Genomic DNA, 25,722 nt, shown 5'->3' with positions numbered 1-25,722 from the left:
GTTTCAAGGCGTTATGGATAAGTTGAGAACCTTATTACTGGGTTTAACGCGGCGGCAGAAACGTGCCTTCCAGGTAGTGACCGACGTTTTTCTTGTCTGGTTTGCCCTTTGGATGGCCTTTGTCGTTCGTTTGGGGATTGATGAGCTGATCAATCCTTTCACTGAATACCTATGGCTATTCCTGAGCGCCACGGTCATCGCTATTCCGCTGTTTGTACGGTTTGGTATGTACCGTGCAGTCATGCGCTATTTTGGAAACGATGCGCTGATCGCAATTATCAAGGCCGTCAGCCTGTCATCGTTGATTCTCGCGCTGGTTGTTTACTGGAGCGGCAACCATCAGTTGTTTGTTCCACGCTCGGTCATCTTCAATTACTGGTGGTTGAGCATGGTCATGATCGGGGGGCTACGCCTCGCGATGCGCCAGTATTTCCTGGGAGACTGGTTCGCGGCTGCGCAACATGTTCCTTTTACCAATCGAGATGATGGACTGCCGAAGGTGGCCATCTATGGTGCGGGGGCAGCCGGTAATCAATTGGTTGCTGCATTGCGCATGGGGAGGCTGTTGCGTCCTGTCGCCTTTATTGATGATGACAGCAGCATTGCCGATCGTGTGATTTCAGGCTTGCATGTCTATAAGCCAAAGCATATCCAGCAGATGGTTGACGTCACCGGTGCCCAGCAGATTCTTCTCGCCATTCCGTCTGCCAATCGTGGGCGCCGCCGGGAGATATTGACCTTCCTGGAGGGGTTCGCACTCCATGTGCAAAGCGTGCCCGGTTTTATGGATTTGGCCAGCGGGCGAGTGAAAGTCGATGATATCCAGGAAGTTGATATTGCTGACTTGTTGGGCCGTGACTCTGTCCCTCCTCAGGACGAGCTGCTTGAACATTGCATCAAGGAGCAGTCGGTTCTTATAACCGGGGCGGGCGGTTCAATCGGGTCTGAGCTTTGCCGGCAGATTCTCACGCTGCAACCCACGACACTGCTGTTGTATGAGCATAGCGAGTTCAATCTCTACAGCATCCTGCAAGAGCTTGAGCAGCGAATCGTGCGTGAGTCGCTTTCAGTTAAGTTATTGCCAATCCTGGGTTCTGTGCGCAATCAGGAAAAGCTCTTTGACGTCATGAAAACCTGGCGCGTGAACACGGTCTACCATGCGGCGGCTTACAAGCATGTACCGATGGTCGAGCATAATATTGCTGAAGGCGTGCTGAATAATGTGATGGGCACGCTGAGCGCCGCGCAAGCCTCTTTACGCGCCAATGTGGCGAACTTCGTGCTTATTTCTACTGATAAGGCGGTGCGTCCCACCAATGTAATGGGAAGCACCAAGCGTCTCGCAGAAATGACACTGCAGGCGCTCAGCAGTGAAATTGCTCCGGTGCTATTCGGTGAGACTTCGAATGTTTCCCGTGTGAACAAGACCCGCTTTACCATGGTGCGGTTCGGCAATGTGCTGGGCTCATCAGGATCAGTGATCCCGTTGTTCCACAAGCAAATCAAATCCGGTGGCCCGCTGACGGTTACGCACCCCAAGATTACCCGGTATTTCATGAGCATCCCTGAAGCCGCTCAATTGGTTATCCAGGCGGGCTCCATGGGGCTGGGCGGTGACGTATTTGTTCTGGATATGGGCGAGCCGGTGAAAATCGTCGAGCTGGCCGAGAAGATGGTGCACCTTTCCGGCTTGAGTATTCGCTCTGATAAAAATCTTCAAGGTGACATCTCCATTGAGTTTACGGGGCTGCGTCCCGGCGAAAAACTTTATGAGGAACTGTTGATCGGCGACAACGTAGTCACGACGCCGCACCCGATGATTATGAGTGCCAATGAAGACTACTTGCCCTGGGAGGTGTTGAAGGGCCGATTAACGGAGCTGCTCAGCGCCGTGGAACAGGATGACTACACGCGTGTGCGTCAGTTGCTGCGCGAAACGGTCAGCGGCTATTCCCCGGACGGTGAAATCGTCGACTGGATCTACCAGCAGCGTCGTCTTGAGCCCTGAGCTCACACCCTGTAACTCACCCATTTTTGACTCTCCCCAAACATCGCCTAAGTTTGAAAAGCAGCTTCGGAAAAGCTGCTTTTCCCTTATCGATGTCATGGAGTGTCACCTATGCGTAAAGCTTATTTCTCATCCTTTGTCTTTGCCTTTCTTGCCAGCCTCTCCCTAGCCACTACTGCCGCACCTTCCACCAAACCCGAAACGCCAACCTCCATTTCCACACAAATGACCAAGGTCGACCACACCACCAAGGTCAGCCTCAACTCCGCAGACGCCGAAACCCTGCGCCGGGACCTCTTCGGCATTGGCGCAGCCAAAGCCAAGGCCATCGTCGCTTACCGCGAAACCAACGGGCCCTTCACTGCGATAGATGAGTTGCTGGAAGTAAAAGGTATCGGCAAGGCATTGCTGGAGAAGAACCGCGACAGGCTTGAGGTCAATTGAACATCTGAAAAGCAGGCGAGGAGGCCGGTCATTGACCGGCTTTCTTCTGGCCGCAGAACCCCGCTTTCAAGCTCCCCCGCACCACATCAAGAATCCGCGTGGCCAATTCGGCGCTCTCCACACTTCTTGCCAACACCAACGCTCCCACCAGCGTCGACATCAGCACAAGGCCCTGTTCGCGGGCATTCGGGCTATCAAGGGCCGCTTCGACCTGCTTGAGCCGGGCGTTAAGCACCTCATCCGTCGTCCTGCTGTTCTGCCCGCGCAACCCCAGCTCGGAAGACATCGTGGGCAGCGGGCACCCCTCATGAGGTGATGTCTGATGCCATTGCGACAGGTAGCTATCAATGAACGCGTCCAACGGTCGCTGTTGGCTGAACAGCTTTTTGCAATGTTCATCCAGTTGAGCTGCGGCCTCTTGCAACGCCTTTTCCACCAACTCGTCCTTTGACCTGAAGTGCGCATAAAACCCGCCATGCGTCAGGTTCAGCGCTTTCATCAGTGGCTGCAAACCGGTCGCACCGATGCCGTCACGGCGAAAGCGTACCGAGGCCTCCTTGATGATGCGCTGGTGGGTTTGAGCTTTGTGGTCTTGTGAATAGCGCATGGGAAGGCCTCCGAAACATCAGGCCATATTAACCAAGCTTCGCTGGGCATACGCGGGTGTTTACAAAATTGTGCGGCTCAACGGGGAGCCGCTTCAGTCTCAGCGATCCTGCGCATCCTTGGCGTCCGCCTGGGCATTGCGTTCTGCCACGCGCTTACGTTGTTCATCAGTCAATTCAACCTTGTTGGCGCTGTCTCGCAGCATCAACAAACCACCGACGATCGAACCGATCGCGACCACTAAAATCAACCAGGCATACCACGGCATAGGGCTCTCCTTGAGGCAGCAAACCGTGGGGAAATTTCCCACGGTAATGACTGCTTTGAGTAACGGGCTTTCTTAGTAGTTCATTGTAGGCCCGTTCTGCCCCGGTAGCCTTACAGCCCGGTCAACATAGCGTCCGCCGGTGCATCGGCGCGGTCTTGCGCGGTCAGTTGGAAGTACACAAAACCCACCACCATGAAGCCCAGGAAGATCAGCCCGATCAGCGCGTTGAACCACGCCATGGCCACCAGGCAGACCACGGCCAGTACCAGCGCAATCCCCGGCACGATTGGATAGCCCGGGGCGCGGAAGGTCCGCTCCAGCAGCGGTTCGGTCTTGCGCAGTTTGAACAGGCTGAGCATGCTCATGATGTACATGACGATGGCACCGAACACCGCCATGGTGATCATCGCGGCGGTCAGGGTCATGCCGCCCAGGTTGATCAGCCCGTCGCTGTAGATGGCGGCGATGCCGACGATGCCGCCGGCGATGATTGCCCGGTGCGGCGTCTGGAAGCGCGACAGTTTGGCGAGGAAGGAGGGCAGGTAGCCCGCGCGCGCCAGGGCGAAGAATTGGCGGGAGTAACCCAGGATGATCCCGTGGAAGCTGGCCACCAGGCCGAACAGGCCGATCCACACCAGCATGTGCAGCCAGCCCGAGCTGTCGCCGACCACGGTTTTCATCGCCTGGGGCAGCGGGTCGTTGATGTTCGACAGGGTGCGCCAGTCACCCACGCCACCGGCAAAGAACATCACGCCCATGGCCAGAATCACCAGGGTGAGGATGCCGCTGATGTAGGCCTTTGGAATAGTGCGCTTGGGATCTTTCGCCTCTTCGGCAGCCATGGCGGCGCCTTCGATGGCGAGGAAGAACCAGATGGCAAAGGGTATGGCCGCAAACATTCCGGCGATCGCCGGTGCGCCGAAGGTGTCGGAGCCGGCCCAGCCGTTGAGGGCGAAGTTGCTGAAGCTGAAGGCGGGAGCGACCACGCCCATGAACACCAGCAACTCGGCCACGGCAAGCACGCAGACCACCAATTCAAAGGTGGCGGCGAGCTTCACCCCGAGGATGTTCAGGCCCATGAACACAATGTAGGCGCCGACGGCCGCATGTTTCGGATCGAGGGCCGGAAACTGCACGTTCAGGTATGCGCCGATGGCCAGGGCGATCGCGGGTGGGGCGAAGACGAACTCGATCAGCGTCGCCAGCCCGGCAATCAAGCCACCTTTCTCGCCGAACGCCCGGCGGCTGTAGGCAAAAGGGCCGCCAGCATGAGGAATCGCGGTGGTCAGCTCGGTGAAACTGAATATAAAGCAGGTGTACATGGCGGCGACCATCAACGAGGTCACCAGGAAGCCCAATGTTCCCGCCACGCCCCAGCCATAGCTCCAGCCGAAATACTCTCCGGAAATCACCAGCCCGACTGCGATGCCCCACAAATGCAGAGTGCCCAAGGTGGGTTTGAGTTGTGTGTTCATCGTGTAGCTCTCCCTGAACGGTTTGGAATGTTTCAGGGCATTGCAGCGGACATGCCATTAACCAAAGCCGTGTCGTAAAGGCGCCGAACTGTCGCCGAGGGAACGGTTTGGCGTTTGAATCATTTCAAGCGCTGCACCAGATAAGGGCGTTGGTGTCTGGTCTGACGCTATCGCGGGCAAGCCCGGCTCCCACATTTGAAGTGCATACCCCCCGTAAACCCCGCATAAACCCACTCTTTACGCCGTCTTTACGCCCCACCCATACCGTCGCTCTCGTTCCTTTACGCCACTCCTGCGGACAATCCTCCTACACGCGGCAGTCGCCGCACGACGGAGAAACTTCCATGAGCGTTCTGGACGGGGTGTCACTGCTGTTGGCTGTGGCGCTGTTCATTTATCTGCTGGTTGCGCTGTTACGCGCGGATCGGAACTAGGAGCAGGCTATGCACAGTTATGACTATTGGCTGATCATCGCCTTCTTTGCCTTGGTGCTGATTCCGGCACCGGCCCTGGGGCGGTTCTACTACAAGGTAATGGAAGGGCAGCGAACCTGGCTCACGCCGGTGTTCGGCCCGGTCGAGCGCGTGTGCTATCGCCTTTCGGGTGTCGATGCGGACCAGGAACAGAGCTGGCAGAAATACGCGCTGGCGTTGCTGGCGTTCAACCTTGCCGGTTTCGTGCTGCTGTTCGCGATCCTGCTGTTCCAGGAATACCTGCCGCTGAACCCGCAGAAATTGCCGGGTCAGGAATGGACCCTGGCGTTCAACACCGCCATCAGTTTCATGACCAACACCAACTGGCAGAACTACAGCGGTGAAGCGTCCCTGAGCTACCTCAGTCAGATGGTCGGCCTCACCGTGCAGAACTTCGTCAGTGCCGCCACCGGCCTCGCCGTACTGGTCGCGTTGTGCCGTGGGATCGGTCGCAAATCCACCAAGACTTTGGGCAACTTCTGGGTCGACATGACTCGCGCCACGCTCTACGGCCTGTTGCCGTTGTGCCTGGTGTTCGCGTTGTTCCTGGTCTGGCAGGGCGTGCCACAAACCTTCGCTCACTATGTGAACGCGGTCACCATGCAGGGCGTTGACCAGGTCATCCCACTGGGCCCGGCTGCCAGCCAGATTGCGATCAAGCAACTGGGCACCAACGGTGGTGGCTTCTTCGGCGTCAACTCGGCGCATCCGTTCGAAGACCCGACTGCCTGGGCCAACCTGTTTGAGCTGGGCGCGATCATCCTGATTCCGGTGGCGCTGGTGTTCACCTTTGGCCACTACGTGAAAGACCTGCGTCAGAGCCGGGCGATCCTCGGTTGCATGCTGGCCCTGTTCATCATCGGCGGTGCTACCGCGATGTGGGCCGAGTACCAACCCAACCCGGCGCTGAACAACCCGGCGGTTGAGCAGGCGGCACCGCAGGAAGGTAAAGAAGCGCGCTTCGGCACCACTGGCACCGTGTTGTGGTCGGTGGCGACCACCGCCGCGTCCAACGGTTCGGTCAACGGTATGCAAGACAGCCTCAACCCCCTGAGCGGGATGGTGTCGCTGGTCAACATGATGGTCGGCGAAGTGATCTTCGGCGGCGTCGGCGCCGGCATGTACGGCATGTTGCTCAACGTGTTGATTGCGGTGTTCCTCGCCGGTTTGATGATTGGCCGTACACCGGAATACCTCGGCAAGAAACTCCAGGCCAAGGAAGTGCAGTTGCTGGTCGTGACCTTGCTGGTGATGCCGGTCGGCACCCTGGTACTCGGTGCCATCGCCGCCAGCCTGCCTGGCCCGGCCGGTGCCATCAGTAACCCTGGCCCCCACGGTTTTAGCCAGTTGCTGTACGCCTACACCTCGGCCAGTGCGAACAACGGTTCGGCGTTTGGCGGCTTCAGCGCCAACACCACGTTTCACAACCTGATGATGAGCCTGTCGATGTTGCTTGGCCGCTTCGGCTACATCCTCCCTGTACTGGCCCTGGCCGGCAGCCTGGCGATGAAGAAGACCGCACCGATTGGCCAGAACAGCTTCCCGACCCACGGCCCGCTGTTCGTGACCCTGTTGACCGTGACCATTTTGCTGGTGGGCGGCCTGACCTTCCTGCCGACGCTGGCACTGGGCCCAATTGCTGAACACTTGAGCATGGGCTTCTAAGGGGATATGAAAATGAATATGCCTGCAAAAAACGCGGCTCCCGTGAAAACCCAGGAGCCGGCCAAGACCGCAATGTCGGCCCTGTGGCGCCCGGCGCTGGTCCAGGCGTTCGTCAAGCTGGACCCGCGCCAGTTGCAACGCTCGCCGGTGATGCTGGTGGTCGAACTGACCGCGATCCTCACCACCATCCTGTGCTTTGTGCCGGAGGTGGCCGTACCGACCTACGTCTCCGTGCAAATCGCCGTGTGGCTGTGGTTCACCGTGCTGTTTTCCAACTTCGCCGAAGCCTTGGCTGAAGGCCGCGGCAAGGCCCGCGCCGACAGCCTCAAGGCCGGCAGCGAGGGCCTCAGCGCCCGCCGCAAGGAAGCCGACGGCAGCTTCAAGGTCGTGCCGGCCACCAGCCTGCGCAAAGGTGATGTGGTACGCGTGGTCGCCGGGGAAATGATCCCGGGTGACGGCGAAGTCATCGAAGGGATTGCCGCGGTCAACGAAGCGGCCATCACCGGTGAATCGGCCCCGGTTATCCGTGAATCCGGCGGCGACCGCTCGGCCGTCACCGGCAACACCCGCCTGGTCTCGGACTGGTTGATGATTCGCATCACCGCCAACCCGGGCGAGTCGACCCTGGACCGCATGATCGCCCTGGTGGAAGGCGCCAAGCGCCAGAAAACCCCCAACGAAATCGCGCTGGACATCCTGCTGATCGGACTGACGCTGATCTTCCTGCTGGTGGTGGTGACCCTGCAGCCGTTCGCCCACTTCGCCAATGGCAACCTGCCGCTGGTGTTCCTGGTGGCGCTGCTGGTCACGCTGATCCCGACCACCATCGGCGGCCTGTTGTCGGCCATCGGTATTGCCGGCATGGACCGCCTGGTGCGCCTCAACGTGATCGCCAAATCCGGTCGCGCGGTGGAGGCGGCGGGGGACGTGCACGTGCTGTTGCTGGACAAGACCGGCACCATCACTTTCGGTAACCGTCGTTGCACCAACGTGATCGCCGCGCCGGGTGTCAGCGGCAAGGAATTGGCCGAGGGCGCGCTGCTGGCATCCCTGGCGGACGACACGGCCGAAGGTAAGTCCATCGTCGAATACCTGCGCGGCCAGCACCCGCAAGCCGAGCCGTCGACGGATGAGCTGACCTCGGTACCGTTCAGCGCGGAAACCCGCCTGTCCGGCGTCGACTACCAGGGCCGTGTGTTCCGTAAGGGTGCCGTGGATTCGCTGCTGGCGTTCATTGGCCTGCAACGCCGCGACCTGCAACCGGCGCTGTCGCGGGAAATCGACAAGATCGCCCAGAGCGGCGGCACACCATTGCTGGTGTGTGCCGACGGCAAATTGCTCGGCGCGATTCACCTCAAGGACGTGGTCAAGCCCGGCATCCGCGAACGGTTTGCCGAGCTGCGCAAGCTGGGGATCCGCACCGTGATGGTGACCGGCGACAACCCGCTGACCGCTGCTGCGATTGCCGCTGAAGCCGGTGTGGATGACGTGCTCGCCGAAGCCACCCCAGAGAAAAAACTCGCGCGCATTCGTCACGAACAGAACGATGGTCGCCTGGTTGCGATGTGCGGCGACGGCGCCAACGACGCCCCGGCGCTGGCCCAGGCTGACGTCGGCATGGCAATGAACGACGGCACGCAAGCCGCTCGTGAAGCGGCCAACATGGTCGACCTCGACAGCGACCCGACCAAGCTGCTGGACGTGGTGCAGATCGGCAAGGAATTGCTGGTGACCCGTGGTGCGCTGACCACCTTTTCCATCGCCAACGACGTGGCCAAGTACTTCGCGATCCTGCCGGCGCTGTTCGCCTCGATCTACCCGCAACTGGGTGTGCTCAACGTGATGCACCTGCAAAGCCCGCAGAGCGCGATCCTCTCGGCCATCGTGTTCAACGCGCTGATCATCGTGGTGCTGATCCCCCTGGCGCTGCGCGGGGTACGTGTGCAGGCGGCGAGTGCGGCGGCGTTGCTGCGTCGCAACCTGCTGATCTACGGCCTGGGCGGGATCGTGGTGCCGTTCGTGGGCATCAAGGCGATCGACATGCTGTTGACCGCGCTGCACCTGGTTTGACTCGATGCCCGCAGGTACCGGCAAACCGGTGCCTGCAGGTTGCAATGACCGAATTGAGGAATTTGAAATGTCCAACATTATCCGCCCGGCCCTGAGCCTGCTGGTGTTGATGAGCCTGATCACCGGCGTGGCCTATCCACTGGTTGTCACCGGTGTGGCGCAAGTCGCGTTCCCTGACCAGGCCAACGGCAGCCTGGTGCACGATGCCAGCGGCAAGGTTCGCGGTTCGAGCCTGATTGCCCAGGATTTCACCGGTGACGGCTGGTTCCACCCACGGCCATCTGCCGGTGCGTTTGCTACGGTTTCCAGCAGCGCCAGCAACCTCGGCCCAAGCAACCCAGCACTGGCCACTCGTGTATTTGACGATGCCAAGAAACTGCTGGTGCCAGACCAGGGCCCAGTGCCGATGGCATTGCTGACTACCTCCGGCAGCGGTCTTGATCCACACTTGCCACCGCAGGCAATTGCCTATCAACTGGCCCGGGTAGCTGCCGCGCGTAATCTGCCGGTGGCGACCCTGCAGCGCTTGATGGATGAGCACATCGAAAGCCCGCTGGTGGGGCCGCCGGTGGTGAACGTGCTGGCGTTGAACATGGCCTTGGAAAAACTGTAAGCCGTGGCGCCGCTTTTGCGAGCAAGCCCGCTCCCACATTCGACTGAGTTTCACCTTTGGAATGCGGTCAAATGTGGGAGCGGGCTTGCTCGCGAAGGCGGACTCAAGAAACCCACATCAACACCTGAAGGAAGACCGCCCGCATGAGCGACTCCGGCCGCGCCGATGCCCTGTTAGCCGATCTACCCCGGGACGGCCGTGGCCGGCTCAAAGTCTTCCTCGGCGCCGCGCCCGGCGTGGGCAAGACCTACGCCATGCTCCAGGCTGCCCACACCCAGCTGCGCCAGGGCGTGCGGCTGATCGCCGGCGTGGTGGAAACCCACGGCCGCGCCGAGACCGAAGCCTTGCTCAGCGGCTTGCCACAACAGCCGCTGCTGCGTTCCGAATACCGCGGCGTGATGCTGGAGGAAATGGACCTCGACGGCCTGCTCGCCGCCAAGCCCAAACTGGTGCTGGTGGACGAACTGGCCCACAGCAACGCCCCCGGCAGCCGCCACGAAAAACGCTGGCAAGACATTCAGGAATTGCTCTCGGCGGGCATCAACGTCTTCACCACGGTCAACGTCCAGCACCTGGAAAGCCTCAACGACCAGGTGCGCGGCATTACCGGCGTGCAAGTGCGCGAGACCTTGCCCGACTGGGTCTTGCAGGAAGCCGATGAACTGCTGCTGATCGACCTGCCATCCCGGGAACTGCTGGAGCGCCTGCGGGACGGCAAGGTCTACGTGCCGGAACAGGCCCGTGCTGCCATCGATGCCTTCTTCACCCAGACCAACCTCATGGCCCTGCGCGAGCTGGCGATGCAAACCGCCGCGGCCCATGTCGACGATGACCTGGCCCAGGGTTATCGCCAATTGGGCCAGGCCGCACCGGCTGTGCGTGGCCGCTTGCTGGTGGGCGTGGACGGCGATGCCCAGGCCGAACGCCTGGTGCGTCATGCCAGCCGCGTAGCCCAGCGTCGGCATTTGCCGTGGAGCCTGGTGCATGTGGATAACGGCCGGGTGCGGGATGAACAATCGCGCCTGCGCCTGCAAAACGCCCAGCAACTGGCCGAGCGTCTTGGCGGTGAAGTGGTGTTGCTGCGAGCGGGGGAGGTGGCCAAGACCCTGATCCAGCACGCCGCCGAGCGTCGCGCCAGCTTGATTCTGGTGGGGCAGTCCCGGCCGCGCTGGCGGCGCAATCTGTTTGGTGGCGGCTTGGCGGCACGCCTGCTGCGCAATGCACGGGGCCTGGAAATCAACGTCCTCGACAGTGACGAAGTGCCGGCTCCGCCACGCTTGCCGGATGTACGCGGGCTGGTGTGGTTTGACTATGCCCTGGCGCTGGTGGCAACCGTGATTGCGGCGGCGGTCGCTTGGGGCGTCGCCAGTGCCTTGCCGTTGCCGAATATCTCGCTGGTGTTCCTCGCCGCCGTATTGCTAGTGGCGGTGCGCAGTAGCCTGGGGCCGGCGCTGGCGTGTGCGGCGCTGTCATTCCTGAGCTACGACTTCCTGTTCATCCCGCCGAATTTCTCCTTCGCGATCCAGCGTGAAGAAGACGTGCTGACGCTGTTGTTCTTCCTGCTGATGGCGGCGCTCACCGGTAATCTCGCTGCACGCCAGCGCCGGCAGTTGCAGGCGCTGCGCGATACCCAGGAAGAAACCACCGAGCTGCTCGACCTGTCCCGCAAACTCACCGCCGCCACCGATCGCCAGGCAGTGATCAGTGCCGCCGCGCATCATCTGGAAGGCTGGAGCGACCTGCAATTGTGCCTGCTCAACCGCGACGGGCAGGGAGACTGGAAGGTCGAGACCGGAGGCCCGATCACCTTTACCGAAGCCGAACGCGCCGCCGCCGACTGGGCCTGGCAGCACGATCAGCCGGCCGGCATGGGCACCGGCACCTTGCCGTTCGGGCGCTGGTGGTGGTGGCCGTTGTCCAGCGAAGAAGGCCCGTTGGGTCTGCTGGGGGTCAGCCCGAAGGCCGGGCTTGAACTGAGCGGCCAGCGCCGTCGCCTGCTCACGGCCTTGAGCCAGCCATTGGCTCAAGCCCTGGCCCGTGCACAACTCGGCCAGGAGCTGGAAGCCGCGCGCCTGCACGGCGAAACCGAGCAATTGCGCAGCGCCTTGCTGGCTTCGGTGTCTCACGATTTGCGCACACCGCTGACCTCCATGCGTGGCAGCATCGACAGCCTGCTGGCCCTCGGCGAGGCGATTCCCCTGGAAGATCGCCGGGAGCTGCTGGAAGGCACTCGCGATGAGGCTGAGCGCCTGGATCGCTACATCCAGAACCTGCTGGACATGACTCGCCTGGGTCACGGCGCGCTGAAGCTGGCGCGGGACTGGGTGTCACCCGGCGATATCGTCGGCAGCTCCCTGGGCCGCTTGCGTGCGGTATTGGCGCCGCTGCAGGTGATCACCGACGTGCCGCCCGAGCTGCCGCTGCTCTACGTGCATGCCGCGTTGATCGAGCAGGCACTGGTCAACGTACTGGAAAATGCCGCACGCTTCTCGCCGGCACAAGGCCGGCTGAAACTCAGCGCGGGCGTGCAGGATAACCAGTTGTTTTTTGCTGTTGCCGATGAGGGACCGGGGATTCCCGAGGAGGAGCGGGCGAAAATTTTCGATATGTTCTACACCGCCGCCAGGGGGGATCGCGGCGGGCAGGGCACCGGGCTCGGCCTGGCGATCTGCCAGGGCATGGTCGGCGCCCACGGCGGGCATATCAGCGTGGCCGACGGCATTGAGGGCCGTGGCACCTGCATCACTTTATTCCTGCCATTGCAGGCCCAGCCTGGCCTGGAAAGCGAACCTTGAGCTACCCTCTTTTCTTCACGGATTTTGATTGGACACCATGAGCCAGACTGCGACGATTTTGGTCATTGACGACGAACCGCAGATCCGCAAGTTCTTGCGTATCAGCCTGGCCTCCCAGGGCTACAAAGTGATCGAGGCCGGCACCGGCAACGAAGGCCTGGCGCAGGCCGCCTTGAGTAAACCGGACCTGCTGGTGCTCGACCTCGGCCTGCCGGACATGGACGGCCAGCAGGTGCTGCGCGAGTTTCGTGAGTGGTCCACGGTACCGGTACTGGTGTTGTCGGTGCGAGCCAGTGAAGTGCAAAAAGTCGAGGCGCTGGACAACGGCGCCAATGACTATGTGACCAAGCCATTTGGCATCCAGGAGTTTCTTGCACGGGTGCGGGCGTTGTTGCGCCAGGCGCCGGCGGGGGAGGCCCAGGAAGCGGCGTTGCGCTTTGGCCCGCTGACGGTAGACCTGGCTTATCGGCGGGTGCTGCTGGACGGTGTCGAAGTGGCGCTGACCCGCAAGGAATACGCGGTGCTGGCGCAACTGGCGCGGCATCCCGGGCGGGTGATCACCCAGCAGCAACTGCTCAAGGATATCTGGGGGCCGACCCATACCGAAGACAGCCATTACCTGCGGATTGTGGTGGGGCATCTGCGCCAGAAACTGGCGGATGATCCGACCCAACCACGGTTTATCGTGACTGAGGCCGGTGTTGGGTATCGGCTATTGAACACCGAAGCCTGAAGCGTTAGCTCACCTGTGGCGAGGGAGCTTGCTCCCGCTGGGCTGCGCAGCAGCCCCCGAATCCTGGGAGCGCTTCGCACTCCAGCGGGAGCAAGCTCCCTCGCCACACAAGCCCTGCTTATCAAACCTCAGTGTTGCTCGCTCTCGTAACGATCCAGCGTATCGCTCGCGATCTCCCGCCCCAGCGCGATCAACTCCGGCGCTTTGTAAAACTCGAAAAACCGGCACACGCGCTTCGGCACGTTGATCAGAATATCCGGCGGATACCCGGCGATCTTGTACTGCGCCAATGACGTCTGCATCACCTCAAAGCTCTGGTTGATCAAATCCAGCAGCGATGCAGGCCCCACGTTATCGATGATGAACGAGCCGGTCGCCGACTTTGGCGCCCCGGCCTTTTCCGGTGCCGCCGCCGGTTGTTGCGCCTCGGGTTCGGCAGAGTCCAGCCACGGGTTGATATCGGCAGCCTGGGCCAGCAGCGCTTCCTGTTCCAGCATCAATAACTGCTCGGCCTGCTTGCGCCGAAACGGCAAGTGCGAACCCAGTGAACGCACCAGGTTGTCGAAGCGGCTCCTGAACGCCGGCGGACGCTGGATCACCGGAAGCTTGTAGTGCTTCTGGTTGGTGGAGTTGAGGTTGACCGCAATGATCAGGTCGCAGTGGCTCGACACCACCGGCACGATCGGCAGAGGGTTCAGCAAGCCGCCGTCCACCAGCATGCGATTGCCCTGCATCACCGGGGTGAACAGGCTGGGAATCGCCGCCGAGGCCCGCATGGCCTGGTGCAGGCAGCCTTCCTGGAACCAGATTTCCTGCTGGTTGGTCAGGTCCGTGGCCACGGCGGTGTAGGGAATGCGCAGGTCTTCGATATTGATCTCGCCGACGATCTTGCGGATCTGCCCGAACACCTTCTCGCCACGAATCGCCCCCAGGCGAAAGCTCACGTCTACCAGGCGCAGTACGTCCAGGTAGTCGAGGCTTTCGATCCAGTTTCGGTACTCGTCCAGCTTACCCGCAGCATAGATCCCACCCACCACCGCACCCATGGAACAGCCGGCGATGCAGGCGATGTCATAGCCGCGTTTTTCGATTTCCTCGATCACGCCGATATGGGCGTAGCCCCGGGCGCCGCCGGAGCCCAGCACCAATGCAACACGTTTCTTCATGACCTGATCCTTCGCAAAACAGGTGACCACAATGCACCCATCGAGGGGCGCGCTTCAATCATCACTGTCACAACCGATTATTTTCGCGAGCGGGCCACCACGCTCGGGTATGCTCTGGCAATCGGGACTGCGGATTCAGGCAGTCGGATAAGGCACTTTTCGGTGTAGGCAACGTCTACACCTGTGACTGTTTTTTCTTTTCTTGAGGTGTCATTTGATGAAAGCCTGGATGTGTGTGCCTGTGATCGTGTTGGCCCTGGCCGGTTGTGCCGGGAAAACCGCTTATCGCGACAGCTGCGGCACGCAACTGGATGCTGCGTGGCACGAGCTGGACCTGGCCAAGGCCGAAGGTTTCGCCGGCACCGTGAGTTACTCCAAGGCTCTGTCGTTGTTGACTGGCGCCAAGACCCAGCAGCAGTTCGAAGCCTTCGAAGGCTGCTCGACCAAGGCCGAGAAAGCCCGCTTCTATATTCGTGAGTCGCGCGCCGGGCGCTAACCCCGCGTAGCAGTTGTCGAGTGCAACGAGGTTGCGTCGGCGGCCTCAAGCCCGAAGGTTTAATCATTGAGGAGGAAAGGATGTCAGCCTTGGTCGATCAGCTAGTCGCGCAGGTCATCGGCCTGGAAGTTGGGTTACTGAGCTGCCAGGCGCGCCTCGCCGCCGTCACGGACGACGAGGCCCTGCATGATCTGCGCACCACGGTGCGGCGCTTGCGCAGCCTGTTGCGGCCATTGCGCGGGTTGCCCGGTGTCGAGCAACTCGAGGCGGCCGCCAGTGCCGTCGGCCAACTGACCACGCCGTTTCGCGACCGCGAAGTGCTGGCGGCGTACCTCCACCAACACGGCCATCATGAGGCGGCCGAGCGGCGTATCCGGCAGCAGCCGGCCACCTACCGCTCGGTTGCACAAGGGCCTGAGGTGGCGCAACTGCTGTTGATCCTCGAAGCATTCCCCCGCTTTATCCGCGCCTCCCAACGGCAGAAATTGCTCAATGGCCTGCGCACGCGCATTGAAAAACGCCTGGCCAAGCAATGGAAGAAGCTCGGCGAAGCGCTGCACGACCCCAACCACGACCGTCATCGCCTGCGCCTGTTGATCAAGCGCGTGCGTTATGCGGCCGAGGCTTATCCCGAGCTGAACAAGCTACCGCCCAAAGCCATATCGCGTCTCAAGGCGGCCCAGGGCGCCCTGGGTGATTGGCACGATTGCTGGCAATGGCTGGCGCAAGCCGGGCACGAGCCCGATTTGCAGCCGTGCGTGCCTGGTTGGCACCGCACCATGGCCGAGGCGGAAGGGCAGGCGGATCGGGTTTTGGATAAGTTGAACGCCGACTGCTTCGCTTGACCCTGCGACCTATCTGTCCGGGATTTTGGCCGGAATAGGCGCTGCGTGGTGTAGGCCGGCTGGTTAAGATCCCTCAACTCCTTTTTCAAGTTGAGACCGCCATGCGCTTTAGTGATTTGCTCGACGCTGTCCGCAGCCACCCGTTGGACGTTTCGATCCCGGCCGAATGGGCCCAGGGCCGCGCCAGCTTTGGCGGGCTGGTTGCGGCGTTGGAGTACGAGGCCTTGCGGGCGAAGGTCCCGGCGGATCGCCCGTTGCGCTCACTGGCGATCACCTTTGTGGGCCCGGTGGCGCCGGACGTGCCGGCCCGCTACGAAGTCGAAGTGCTGCGCGAAGGCAAGGCCGTCAGCCAAGTGCTGGGACGTGTGGTGCAGAACGGTGAAACGATGACCCTGGTGCAGGCCAGTTTTGGCGCATCACGGCCTTCGCAGATTGACGTCGCCGCCGAACCGGCGCCCACCTTCAAGCATTGGGATGAATGCCAGGAGTTGCCCTACATCAAAGGCGTGACGCCGGAGTTCATGCGCCACCTGGCGATGCGCTGGAGCGTCGGTGGCCTGCCGTTCACCGGCAATACATCCCGGGAGATGGGCGGCTGGGTGCGCTTGCGTGGCGATGTAAAAGAAGAGCCGCTGACCGAAGCGCACATCCTTGCGCTGGTGGATGCGTGGCCACCGTCGGTGTTGCCGCACCTGAAACAACCGGCGGCCGGCAGCACCCTGACTTGGACCATCGAATTTGTCCAACCGCTGCAAAACCTGAGCACCCTGGACTGGTGCCAATACCTGGTCCACATCGAGCACGCCCGCGATGGCTATGGCCATGCGGCTGCGCAGTTGTGGAGCCCCGACGGCCAGTTGATCGCTATCAGCCGCCAGTCGGTGGTGGTGTTCGCCTGAGTCCTCAGACCAGCAAGTGTTGATCGCTGGAGGCGTCGCTGCCGCGTGCCTCCAGGCGGCGACCGTGATGCTGCAATCCAAGGGCTGCCAGAATGCCGACGATACCGATGGCGGCACTCGCCAGGTTCTCGCTGAACACGCCCGATGCCATCAACAGAAAACCGATGACCAGGAGTGGCAGCGCAATCAGCTGCAACACTTGATTGGTCCCGTGCTGGTGATTTTGCGGGTGGGTGCGCCATTGCCAGGCGGGGATATTCGGATGACGTTTGCCCATGATCGTGATTCCTCTGTCCGTTGAAACATCTTGAGCAGAGTTTAGGTCGGGCAGGGTGGGGCCGCGAATCAAGGATGGCTATGGGGGCCATAGCCATCTCTTCAGGGGTTAAAGCCGCAACTGGCCGATGGCCTTGCTCAGTTCCCCGGCCAGGGTTGCCAGCTCATTGCTGGTGGTCGCCGAGTCTACTGTCTGCTGCACGGTGTTTTCGGTGACGTCCCGAATGCTCACCACCGCTCGGTTCATTTCCTCGGCCACATGGCTTTGCTGCTCGGCAGCCACGGCAATCTGCGTGTTGCTCTCGCGCATCTGCGCCACCGCGCCGGTGATCTCGGCGAGGGCAATCCCGGCTTCTTGAGCCTGTTGCACACAGTCGTCGGCCTTGAACGAGCTTTCCTGCATGAAGTCCACCGCGTCCCGGGTGCCGGCTTGCAGGGCGGACACCATGCGGGTGATTTCATCGGTGGAGCTTTGCACCCGCTTGGCCAGGTTGCGCACTTCGTCGGCGACCACGGCAAAACCCCGGCCCATTTCGCCGGCGCGGGCGGCTTCGATGGCGGCGTTGAGGGCCAGCAGGTTGGTCTGTTCGGCAATGCTGTGAATCACCCCGACCACGCCGTTGATTTTCTGGCTGTCCTCGGCCAGCTTCTGGATCATTTCGGCGGTCTGCTGCACGCCGGTGGACAGCCCGGCAATCGAGCGCTGTACCCGGCTGACCACTTCCTGGCCGCTGCCGGCGAGAGTGTCAGCCGTCTGGGACAGGTCGCGGGTGGCGCCGGCGTGCTGGGCGATGTGGTAGACGGTGGCGGTCATCTCGTTGATCGCCGTGGCGGCCTGGTCGGTTTCGCTTTGCTGGCCGAGCATGCCGTGCTGCACCTCGTTCATGCTGCTGGCCAGGCGTGCGGCGCCGTCGTCCAGTTGCCTGGCGGTGCGCGCAACCGTGTTGACCACCCGTTGATAACCCGCCTGCATCGCGTTGAACGCGCTGGCCATCTGCCCGACTTCATCCTTGCAGGCCAGGGGGACGCGGGCCGAGAGGTCGCCGGTTTTCTCGACGTGCAGCATCACGTCTTTCAAGGTGTTGAGCTGGCTGAGGAGAAAGCGGATCAGCAGCTGTGAGGCGCCGAGCATGGCCAGCATCAGAATCATCACCGCTACGGCGTAGTTGGCGAAGCGTTCTTCGAACACTTGGCTCAAGCTGGGCCCGTAGGCCAGCACGGCGACCTGTTGACCGTCGGCACGGCTGATTACTTCGGCGCCCATCAGCGGGTTTTCGCCGAGCAGTGGCATGTGATTGAAATCCACCCAGCCACTGGCGTTGGCCAGGGCTGACAGATCTTCGTCGCCCAGTTGTGGGACTTTGCCCCTGGCAAACGTCAGCCAGTGCTCGCCCTTGGGCAGTGGCTGGCCGGCGGGCCAGGCACCGAGCAAGCGCCCCTGGGCTTGCGCCGACGCCTGTGAGGCCTGGCTGCGGGCCTGTTGTTCGAGCTGCACGGCGTACAACACCAGCAGCAGGGTGGTGATGAAGGCGACCGCGTTCACGGCCCAGAATTTATACTTCAGCGAGATGTTGCTAAGCCAGGCACCCATGAAGGTTTTCTCTGATAGCGGAAACAGCATTGGCAAGGTGCCATTATTGTGCCGCTATCGGGATGCCGGGTTTTGATATGGGTCAATGCGCCGCGTCAATCCGGCACAGGCAATCCAAAGAAGGCGCGGGCACAGGCGGTGCTGTGTTGCGCCAGGTCTTCCACGGTTTCTTCGCGGTGCAACGCGACCTCCCGTAGGACTTCCGGTAAATAGGCGGGTTCGTTGCGACCGTTTTTCGGCTTGGGCCGCAGGGTGCGAGGCAGCAGGTAGGGCGCGTCGCTTTCCAGCATCAGACGGCCCCGGGGAATTTCCCTGACCAGCGGATGCAGGTGCGTCCCACGGCGTTCGTCGCAGATCCAGCCGGTGATACCGATATGCAGGTCCAGGTCGAGGTAGCTGAACAGCGCCCGCTGCTCGCCGGTGAAGCAGTGCACCACGGCGGCCGACAGGTGATCGCGGTAGTCCCGCAGGATTTCCAGCAGGCGCTGGTTGGCGTCACGTTCGTGGAGGAATACCGGGAGCTTCAACTCCACGGCCAGGGCCAGGTGTTCTTCGAGGACTTTTTCCTGCTGGGCGCGCGGGGAGAAATCTCGGTTGAAATCCAGCCCGCATTCACCCACCGCACGCACGCGACTTTCCTTGAGCAGGCCGCGCAGGCGCCTGGCGCTTTCGGCGTTCCAGTCACTGGCAGAGTGGGGGTGAATGCCGGCGGTGGCGAACAGGCGTTGGCCACTTTCGTCCAGTTGCTGGCACAGCTCCAGGGCCTGTTCGCTGCCGTCGACACTGGTACCGGTGAGCACCAATTGGCTCACCCCGGCGGCGTAGGCACGGTCGAGAACGGCCTGGTGCTTTTCGTCGAAACTTGGGTTGGTCAGGTTGACGCCGATATCAATGAGTTGCATGGTGCTACCTCCGCCTGCGGTCGGAAAGCATATCAGAGCTGTAGATTTATAAGAAAAGCCAAGAACTACAACGAGTTAAAGCTGTCTTTGAAAGTCGCAAGTAACACCGTGTTTGGTTTGTCGCCATCTGCCGTGCCACCCTTGCGCCCAAAGCCTGCGCTCATGGCGCTCTGTTTCTGTCCCCCAACGCCTCGTTTTTCGCGAAGCAATGGGCAGTATTCTTTCTTCCGGAGAGCGGATGATCCGACCCTCGGCGTTGCTTGTGTTGTGCCTGACGTTACTGCTGCCCATGGCGGCGGTTGCGCGTCTGGACGGGCCGCTGGAAGTGACCCGGCCCGGCAAGGTCCGCGACCTTGCGGAAATCCGCAGCAGCCGCACCTTGCGGGTATTGGTCAACCAGAGCCGCAACAGTTCCGGCGAAGTCCAGGGCCAGGCCATCGGTGTTGAATACCATCGCCTGCGCGCTTTCGAGCAATACCTCAACGGTCACGCCCGTGACGGCGAGGAAATCAACCTCAAGATTATTCCCAAGGCCAAGGATCAGCTGATTGGCGCATTGGCCCGTGGCGAGGGCGACCTGGTGGCACCCGGCGAATTGCTGGATGTGAAGGCCGCCCACAAGATTGCCACCAGCGACCCGATCGCCAGCGACGTGCCGTTATGGCTGGTGGGGCTGAAGGGCGAGCGGCGGTTTACCCGGCTGGAGCAACTGTCCGGGCGCACGCTGGCCTTGACCACGGGCAGTGCCGCGTCGGATGCGATCAGCCAGGTCAACCAGAAGCTGGCGCTGCACAAATTGCCGCCGGTGAAGGTGGAATGGGTGGATCCGAGCCTCGCGGTAGAGGACGTGCTGGAGATGGTACAGGCCGGGATTTTCCACCTGACCATTGTCGAGCGGCCGATTGCCGAACGCTGGGCGAAGATCCTGCCCAAGCTGCGTTTCGACCGGCAAGTGACCATCAGCGAGCCGGGAGAAGAGTATTGGTTTGTGCGCCAGGATGCCTCGATGCTGCGGGCCAGTATTGATCGCTTCCTCAAGACCTACCGCACGCCGTCCGATCAGGATGTGGCGTTCCAGCGCATCTACCGCCGCCTCTACCAGGTACGTTATCCACTGGCTCGCGTCGACCGCCAGCGCCTGGAAAAACTGCGCCCGGTGCTGCAAAAGCATGCCCGCGAGCAGGGCATGGACTGGCTGAACCTGGCCGCGCTGGCGTTCAAGGAGTCTGCCCTGGACCCTGGCGCTCGCAGCAGCGGCGGCCCCACCGGGCTGATGCAGATCACGCCATCGGCGGCGCAGCGGGTCGGGGTGAACAACATCGAAAGCCTGGACAACAATGTGCAGGCGGGCGCGCGGTACCTGGCGATGATCCGGCGCAAGTTCTTCTCAAGCCCCAAGCTCAACGAGCGCGAGCGCATGGCGTTTGTGCTGGCGGCCTACAACATGGGGCCCGAGCGGGTCCAGGGAATGCGTGCCGAGGCGCGGCGGCGGGGGCTTAACCCAAACCAATGGTTTTTCCAGGTCGAGCGCATTGCCATGGAGCAGGTGGGAATGAGCGGCGTCAGCTATGTTAATAGCGTGAACAAGTATTACCTGGCGTTTGATCGTGAGCGGGAGTCGTTGGAGCCGGCAGCGCCACGGGTTGCCTCACGTAAATGATCTATTAATTCGATCATAATGAGCCGCTTTATCGGCTTTTATCATTGCTTAAACTGATTAATATAGCGGCCAACCCAACCCCTACCTTGAAAAGGATTATCAGCATGAGCCCATTGATCACCCGCATCCTCTCCACCCGCGCCGGCTACGGCCTGACTGTCCTGCGGATTTTTGTCGGGATCATCTTCGCCGCCCACGGTTCGCAAAAGCTCTTTGGCTGGTTTGGCGGCGGCGGCCTGGCGGGCACTGCCCAGTGGATGGAAAGTATCGGCCTGGCCCCAGGTACCCTGATGGCGGTGCTGTCCGGTGGTACCGAGTTCTTCGCCGGGCTGGCGCTGATCATTGGCTTGCTGGCACGGCCGGCGGCACTCGGCCTGTCGATCATTTCCCTGGTGGCGATTTTCTCGGTGCATATCCATAACGGTTTGTTCATGGCCAACAACGGCTACGAGTTCGCCCTGGCGCTGCTGGGCGGTACGCTGGCCGTGTTGTTGGAAGGTGCGGGCAAATTGTCCGCAGACCGCGCCATCACTCACTGATACCGCGACCCCCCCCTTAAAAGGCCCGCCCAGTGCGGGCCTTTTCGTTGCTCGGGATTCTTGACACCGCCCTACAGGCTTCTCTAGGATGTTGCCCATGCGCCGATTTAAACAGCTAATTGCGGGGCGCCACGGGTGACTGATCACAGTCCCGACAGAAGCCAGAGCCATGGGCCAGCTTCGAAATTCCGCTAAAGCGCTGGTTCGGTGTTGCCTCTCACCTGCCCGCAGACTTTTGAGGCAGAGACACGACACAATGAATGCACTACGCCCCCTCATACGCCTGGCCCCGATCACCGCGGACCTGACCCAACGCAATCCTAAAATCCTCTTGGGCGGCAAGCATCAGCCGACGTTGCTGCGCTATCTTGATGGCTGGCCGCGCCGCACGGGGCGGCCTTCGGCCTTTCTGATCCAGTTTGTCGAAGACGGCGACTCCCTTGCGCGCTTTGCGTCCAACAGCTTCGACCTGGCCGTCATTCAGGCGCCCAGTGCCAGCGACGCGGCCGAAGTGATACGCCAACTGACCCGCATTGCCCGGCAAGGGCTGATCGCCCGGCGTTGAGCCCTCAGTAGAACGCTGCTGAAGGCAGATGCCGGCGACGGCGACGCAACAGGAAAATACCCCCCGCAATCAGGCACAGTATCAGCGGTACAGGCACGATATTGAGCAGCTTCACTTTGCGTTCCAGGGCGTGAACCTCGGCGTATGACTGGACCTTCAGCGCGTGAATTTCCATGGGGATTCGCAACCGCTCCTTGTTGAGCGCTTGCAGCAGTGTGTTGGAGGTTGCAGCCTGAGGGCCCGGGGAAATTGTCGGGGGGTTGAGCAGTTGCCATTCCTTTTCCGTTTGTTCCAGGCGTTGCGCCAGTTCGGCGGACTTCTCACCGTAGGCCAGTGCCGCGTCTTCGCGCATTGCCTGCAGCACCTGCAGTGATCGAGCACCGCCTGCACGGGGGCGAATGTTCATCAGTGCATCGGGCGCCGCCAGGTTGTCCAGGGTGTTCAATACAAACATCGCGTTATCTGACAACGGGCTACCCGCCGCGCGATGCTTCTGGAGCATTCCAGACACACGATCGCTGAGCAGGTCAGTGTCGGCGACCACGACCACATGGATGTTCGCAGCCTTTTGCAAGCCGGTGTTACGCCCACTGATGCCGTCAGGAAAGGCGGAATAGGCGGGCCCTTCGACGCGGGCGGCGATCACCTGTTGTTGAGCGCGAGTGGCTGTTTCATTGATCAGTGAATTGAGCTGCGCTGGCAGGGCGAAGCGCTCTGCCTCAAACAGCGCGGCGTGCGCGGAGCTTTGCAGCAACGGGGTGAAGGTCATGCGGCTTCTCTTGGCAGGGGCCAGGGCGCCGCTGCTCAAGACGTTGACGTTGTGAAGTTTCCAGGCGCTGATGTCATCCTGTGCCATCGCCTGGCGGGGCAAGGTCAGTGCCGCGGGATGGCGCACAGGCGGCTGGCCCGTGGTCAGGATCACCGAAGTGGCATAGTCGCGATCGGCAATCACCTTGTTCGCGGGCATCTGGATGCCCCAGGCGGACAGCAATGCCTCCAGCCTGGGGTTTTCCGGGGCCGTGACGCTGGTGTCCAGCCCGACAAGCGGGTCGATAAACATCATCAACTTGCCTGCGCCCAATACAAACTGGTCTATTGCGTAAAGGGTTTGGTCAGGCAGGTTGCCGGGATGAACCACCATCAGGGTTTTGACGTGTTCAGGAATTTGCGCGATACCCGGCTCCAGGCTCACCACGTTGAACTGGCGACGGATCTCCTGCAACACCTGCCAGGGAGGCGTATTAACGCCGTTGCGTTCATCTCGCTCACCGTTTATTGGCAGCCGGGAGATCACGCCCACAATGGGTTGCTCGGGGTGGATCACCTTATGAATCAAATGGCTGATTTCATACTCCAGCAGTGACTCCCGGTCCGGGCTGAATGACGGGATGCTATGGGGCGCATGGCCCGCGCTGGTACCCACCAGGCCGAAGAATCCGTGTTGTTCGTCAAGACCCAGTAACCTGGCTTTGTATTCATCTTCAGAAAAAGGGGTGGGGTCGATGAGGTGCAGGTTGATTTTGCCCTTTGCCGCTTTTTCATATTCCTTGAGCAGCAGCTCTACCCGTTTAGCGTAGCTTTCAACGGCGTTGGCTTTGTGTGCACGGTTGCTTGAATTGAAGAAGTACAGATCCACCGGTGTTTCCAGTGAACCGAGCATAGCCTGTACAGGATCGGAAAGTGTATGGATGTTCTGTTCCGAAAAATCCAGCCGTGGATTTGGAAGTTTCAGTGCCCAGACCAGGTTAAAAGCGAGAAACAGTAACAGCAGCGTGATAATTGTGAGGCTGGCACTTAGTCGCGTTTTCATCGTGATGTGTCCTTCTCAACCGTTTCTTACATTCAGGACAATGACCGTCGCGCCAAGAAAGGCGATGATCATACTGATGAAGTACAAACTGTCTTGAAGAGCCAGTACCCCTTGGTCAATGGCGGCAAAACGCGCAGACGGGCTCAGGGAAAGAAGGCGGTCAATCAGCCATACCGGAACTTGATGTTCAATCGCATCAAGAATGGATGACAGGCCACTGGCGGTCAGCAGCAAGCACAGGGTTACGGTGAATATAATCGCGCGATGGTGTGTCAGTGCGCAGATAAAACAACCCACGGATAGATAACATCCGGCCAATACCCAACTTCCCAGGTATTGTGACGCAATGACTGTATTGTCCGGATTGCCAAAATAGTTGACGGTGATGACTATCGGGAAGGTCAACAGCAGGGCCACGCCGGAAACAATCCAGGCCGCCAGAAACTTTCCGACCACTATCTCGAAACGTGTGACGGGCAGGGTTTTCAGGAACTCCATGGAACCGGTGGTGGGCTCGTCGGCCCAAAGCCGAGTGCATAGAACAGGTGTCAACAGTAAGTAGAGCCAGGGGTGCAACTGGAAGAAGCCCTGCAAGTCGGCACTGCCGACTTCCAGTAACCGGGTTGAGTGGAAGCCAAATACAGCAGCTGCTGTCAGGAAAACCGCAGTGCTCAGGTAAGTGACGGGAGCCGAAAAATAACTGACCAGTTGACGCTTGAATATGACCGGGAGAAGTTTCAAATCGATGCCTCCTGGCTCATATGGTGCACAACGTCATCCAGGCGCCCGGCTTCCAGGTTCAGGGCATTGAGCTTCCAGCGGCGCTGGGTGACCAGTGCATTGATGTGGGGGTAGATGATTTGCCCCGGCAGGGCGAGTACGGTCACTGTGCCGGGAGTCTCGCGGTCTTCCTCGATGCCGGCGACCCCGGGCAATACCGCCAGGGCCAACAGGTCCAGCGGTGTGTCGGCTGCAAGGGTGACCGCCTGGTGATGACGGGAGCTGCGCTGCAGTTCGGGCACCGAAGCGTCTGCCACCAATCGGCCGTCGGCTATCACCAGTGCGCGGTTACAAATACCGGTCAGTTCTTCCGGCGCACGGGACGCGACAATGATCGTCATCTCGTCGCTGAGCGACTTGATGAGCATTCTGACTTTGTGTTTCTGGTCGGCACTCAGACCTTCTGTTGGCTCGTCGAGCAACAGCAGGCCGGGGTCATGCAGGATTGCCTGGGCGATGGCTACCTTGCGTTTCAACCCGTCCGTGAGGGTTTCCACCGGGCTTTTGAGTATCCGCCACAACTCAAGCCGTGCAACTGCCCGGTCAATCATCTTGCGTTTTTCCGCGCCGCGGAATCCGCGTATTTCGGCAATGAAACCGAGAAAGGCCTTTACACTCATTGCACCATGGCTCAAGAGTCGCTCTGGCTGGTAGCCGGTGACTTTCTTTGCCTGGAATGCGTTCAGGGCGATATCGTTACCGAATATTTTTATATGGCCTGAAGAGGGTGTAGTCGAGCCTGAGATCATTTTGATAATAGTTGTTTTTCCCGCACCATCATTTCCAAACAGCCCGAGGCATTCCTGGGGTTGGGCGTTGAATGAGAAGTCATGAATAATGTTTTTTCCGCCCATGGTTTTTGTCAGGCTCGTTATCTCGATCATTATGCTTTTCTACTGAATGGATATGGCAAGGCTGGATTAACCTGGGTGAACAGCAGGTTGTGAATGTTCGAAATTCAATGCTTGAAATCTTTTTATGTTGAAGCTTTTCCGGTGTCGCACTGTTAAAAAATGGTACGTTCAATAAACGCTCTTGGAAAT

The 25,722-nt window shown here is 60.6% G+C and carries 23 protein-coding genes and 1 pseudogene; 14 read left to right on the top strand and 10 right to left on the bottom strand.

Features of this window, described 5'->3' with window-relative positions; genetic code table 11:
• The first annotated feature begins 13 nt into the window (after window positions 1-13).
• Both HX801_RS23850 and HX801_RS23845 read left to right on the top strand, forming a co-directional pair.
• Window positions 14-2,008, top strand: a complete 1,995-nt coding sequence (locus HX801_RS23850; protein WP_008437723.1) for a nucleoside-diphosphate sugar epimerase/dehydratase — start codon at window positions 14-16, stop codon at window positions 2,006-2,008.
• A gap of 111 nt (window positions 2,009-2,119) precedes the next feature.
• Window positions 2,120-2,452 (top strand): ComEA family DNA-binding protein, encoded by a 333-nt coding sequence (locus tag HX801_RS23845; protein ID WP_008437725.1) that lies wholly within the window; start codon window positions 2,120-2,122, stop codon window positions 2,450-2,452.
• A 28-nt stretch (window positions 2,453-2,480) separates the two neighbouring features.
• Here the strand turns inward: HX801_RS23845 and HX801_RS23840 are convergent, their stop codons facing one another.
• From HX801_RS23840 to eat, 3 genes are all read right to left on the bottom strand, one after another.
• On the bottom strand, window positions 2,481-3,059 hold the full coding sequence (locus HX801_RS23840) for a TetR/AcrR family transcriptional regulator (protein WP_177022862.1): 579 nt from the start codon (window positions 3,057-3,059) through the stop codon (window positions 2,481-2,483).
• A gap of 99 nt (window positions 3,060-3,158) precedes the next feature.
• On the bottom strand, window positions 3,159-3,326 hold the full coding sequence (locus tag HX801_RS23835) for a DUF2897 family protein (RefSeq protein ID WP_008437727.1): 168 nt from the start codon (window positions 3,324-3,326) through the stop codon (window positions 3,159-3,161).
• A 110-nt stretch (window positions 3,327-3,436) separates the two neighbouring features.
• Entirely contained in the window at window positions 3,437-4,801 is a 1,365-nt protein-coding gene (eat, locus tag HX801_RS23830) for an ethanolamine permease (RefSeq protein ID WP_003218757.1), read from the bottom strand.
• Between the two features lie 344 nt (window positions 4,802-5,145).
• On the opposite strand from eat, the gene kdpF reads away from it, so the two are divergent.
• From kdpF to HX801_RS23800, 6 genes are all read left to right on the top strand, one after another.
• On the top strand, window positions 5,146-5,235 hold the full coding sequence (gene kdpF / locus HX801_RS23825) for a K(+)-transporting ATPase subunit F (RefSeq protein ID WP_003218754.1): 90 nt from the start codon (window positions 5,146-5,148) through the stop codon (window positions 5,233-5,235).
• Between the two features lie 9 nt (window positions 5,236-5,244).
• The gene (gene kdpA, locus HX801_RS23820) at window positions 5,245-6,939 is read left to right on the top strand and encodes a potassium-transporting ATPase subunit KdpA (protein WP_177022861.1); all 1,695 of its coding nucleotides are present in this window, start codon (window positions 5,245-5,247) and stop codon (window positions 6,937-6,939) included.
• 12 nt (window positions 6,940-6,951) lie between these two features.
• Window positions 6,952-9,009, top strand: coding sequence for a potassium-transporting ATPase subunit KdpB (kdpB, locus tag HX801_RS23815; RefSeq protein WP_177022860.1), 2,058 nt, complete (start codon window positions 6,952-6,954; stop codon window positions 9,007-9,009).
• A gap of 67 nt (window positions 9,010-9,076) precedes the next feature.
• Window positions 9,077-9,622 (top strand): potassium-transporting ATPase subunit KdpC, encoded by a 546-nt coding sequence (gene kdpC, locus HX801_RS23810; protein ID WP_008437728.1) that lies wholly within the window; start codon window positions 9,077-9,079, stop codon window positions 9,620-9,622.
• Window positions 9,623-9,765: 143 nt separating this feature from the next.
• Window positions 9,766-12,417 (top strand): sensor histidine kinase KdpD, encoded by a 2,652-nt coding sequence (locus HX801_RS23805; protein ID WP_177022859.1) that lies wholly within the window; start codon window positions 9,766-9,768, stop codon window positions 12,415-12,417.
• A gap of 37 nt (window positions 12,418-12,454) precedes the next feature.
• Window positions 12,455-13,150 (top strand): response regulator, encoded by a 696-nt coding sequence (locus HX801_RS23800; RefSeq protein ID WP_003218747.1) that lies wholly within the window; start codon window positions 12,455-12,457, stop codon window positions 13,148-13,150.
• Window positions 13,151-13,278: 128 nt separating this feature from the next.
• Here HX801_RS23800 and HX801_RS23795 read toward each other — a convergent pair whose 3' ends face one another.
• The gene (locus HX801_RS23795; RefSeq protein ID WP_008437733.1) at window positions 13,279-14,316 is read right to left on the bottom strand and encodes a patatin-like phospholipase family protein; all 1,038 of its coding nucleotides are present in this window, start codon (window positions 14,314-14,316) and stop codon (window positions 13,279-13,281) included.
• 217 nt (window positions 14,317-14,533) lie between these two features.
• On the opposite strand from HX801_RS23795, the gene HX801_RS23790 reads away from it, so the two are divergent.
• The 3 genes from HX801_RS23790 to HX801_RS23780 all read left to right on the top strand — a co-directional run bounded on the left by HX801_RS23790 (window position 14,534) and on the right by HX801_RS23780 (window position 16,556).
• On the top strand, window positions 14,534-14,812 hold the full coding sequence (locus HX801_RS23790; protein ID WP_003218744.1) for a hypothetical protein: 279 nt from the start codon (window positions 14,534-14,536) through the stop codon (window positions 14,810-14,812).
• Between the two features lie 80 nt (window positions 14,813-14,892).
• Window positions 14,893-15,657, top strand: a complete 765-nt coding sequence (locus tag HX801_RS23785) for a CHAD domain-containing protein (protein WP_177022858.1) — start codon at window positions 14,893-14,895, stop codon at window positions 15,655-15,657.
• Between the two features lie 101 nt (window positions 15,658-15,758).
• Window positions 15,759-16,556, top strand: coding sequence for an acyl-CoA thioesterase II (locus HX801_RS23780; RefSeq protein WP_177022857.1), 798 nt, complete (start codon window positions 15,759-15,761; stop codon window positions 16,554-16,556).
• 19 nt (window positions 16,557-16,575) lie between these two features.
• Here HX801_RS23780 and HX801_RS23775 read toward each other — a convergent pair.
• From HX801_RS23775 to HX801_RS23765, 3 genes and pseudogenes are all read right to left on the bottom strand, one after another.
• A pseudogene (locus HX801_RS23775) lies at window positions 16,576-16,833 on the bottom strand (terminase); the annotation flags it as partial.
• A 108-nt stretch (window positions 16,834-16,941) separates the two neighbouring features.
• Window positions 16,942-18,423: a methyl-accepting chemotaxis protein gene (locus HX801_RS23770; RefSeq protein ID WP_102605081.1), complete on the bottom strand. Its 1,482-nt coding sequence runs from the start codon at window positions 18,421-18,423 to the stop codon at window positions 16,942-16,944.
• A gap of 95 nt (window positions 18,424-18,518) precedes the next feature.
• Complete coding sequence (locus HX801_RS23765; RefSeq protein WP_177022856.1) at window positions 18,519-19,325, bottom strand: TatD family hydrolase; 807 nt, start codon at window positions 19,323-19,325, stop codon at window positions 18,519-18,521.
• A gap of 238 nt (window positions 19,326-19,563) precedes the next feature.
• Between HX801_RS23765 and HX801_RS23760 the strand changes: the two genes are divergently transcribed.
• The 3 genes from HX801_RS23760 (at window position 19,564) to HX801_RS23750 (ending at window position 22,089) form a co-directional block, all read left to right on the top strand.
• A complete protein-coding gene (locus HX801_RS23760) occupies window positions 19,564-20,985 on the top strand; it encodes a transglycosylase SLT domain-containing protein (protein ID WP_102368437.1) in 1,422 nt (473 codons plus the stop codon).
• 104 nt (window positions 20,986-21,089) lie between these two features.
• Entirely contained in the window at window positions 21,090-21,524 is a 435-nt protein-coding gene (locus tag HX801_RS23755) for a DoxX family protein (protein ID WP_003218737.1), read from the top strand.
• 256 nt (window positions 21,525-21,780) lie between these two features.
• Window positions 21,781-22,089 carry a hypothetical protein gene (locus tag HX801_RS23750; protein ID WP_065882405.1) on the top strand — a complete coding sequence of 103 codons (309 nt, stop codon included), beginning with the start codon at window positions 21,781-21,783 and terminating at the stop codon, window positions 22,087-22,089.
• Window positions 22,090-22,093: 4 nt separating this feature from the next.
• Here the strand turns inward: HX801_RS23750 and HX801_RS23745 are convergent, their stop codons facing one another.
• From HX801_RS23745 to HX801_RS23735, 3 genes are read right to left on the bottom strand one after another with little or no spacing between them, the layout of a single operon-like run.
• Window positions 22,094-23,899: a Gldg family protein gene (locus HX801_RS23745; RefSeq protein ID WP_177022855.1), complete on the bottom strand. Its 1,806-nt coding sequence runs from the start codon at window positions 23,897-23,899 to the stop codon at window positions 22,094-22,096.
• 15 nt (window positions 23,900-23,914) lie between these two features.
• A complete protein-coding gene (locus tag HX801_RS23740) occupies window positions 23,915-24,640 on the bottom strand; it encodes an ABC transporter permease (protein WP_177022854.1) in 726 nt (241 codons plus the stop codon).
• Window positions 24,637-25,563, bottom strand: coding sequence for an ABC transporter ATP-binding protein (locus HX801_RS23735; protein ID WP_177022853.1), 927 nt, complete (start codon window positions 25,561-25,563; stop codon window positions 24,637-24,639). The genes HX801_RS23740 and HX801_RS23735 overlap by 4 nt, the downstream gene beginning before the upstream one ends.
• Window positions 25,564-25,722: the final 159 nt, after the last annotated feature.

Source organism: Pseudomonas sp. G1002, assembly GCF_013385455.1.
Taxonomy (GTDB): domain Bacteria; phylum Pseudomonadota; class Gammaproteobacteria; order Pseudomonadales; family Pseudomonadaceae; genus Aquipseudomonas.
This window is presented reverse-complemented; position numbering and strand designations above follow the sequence as displayed.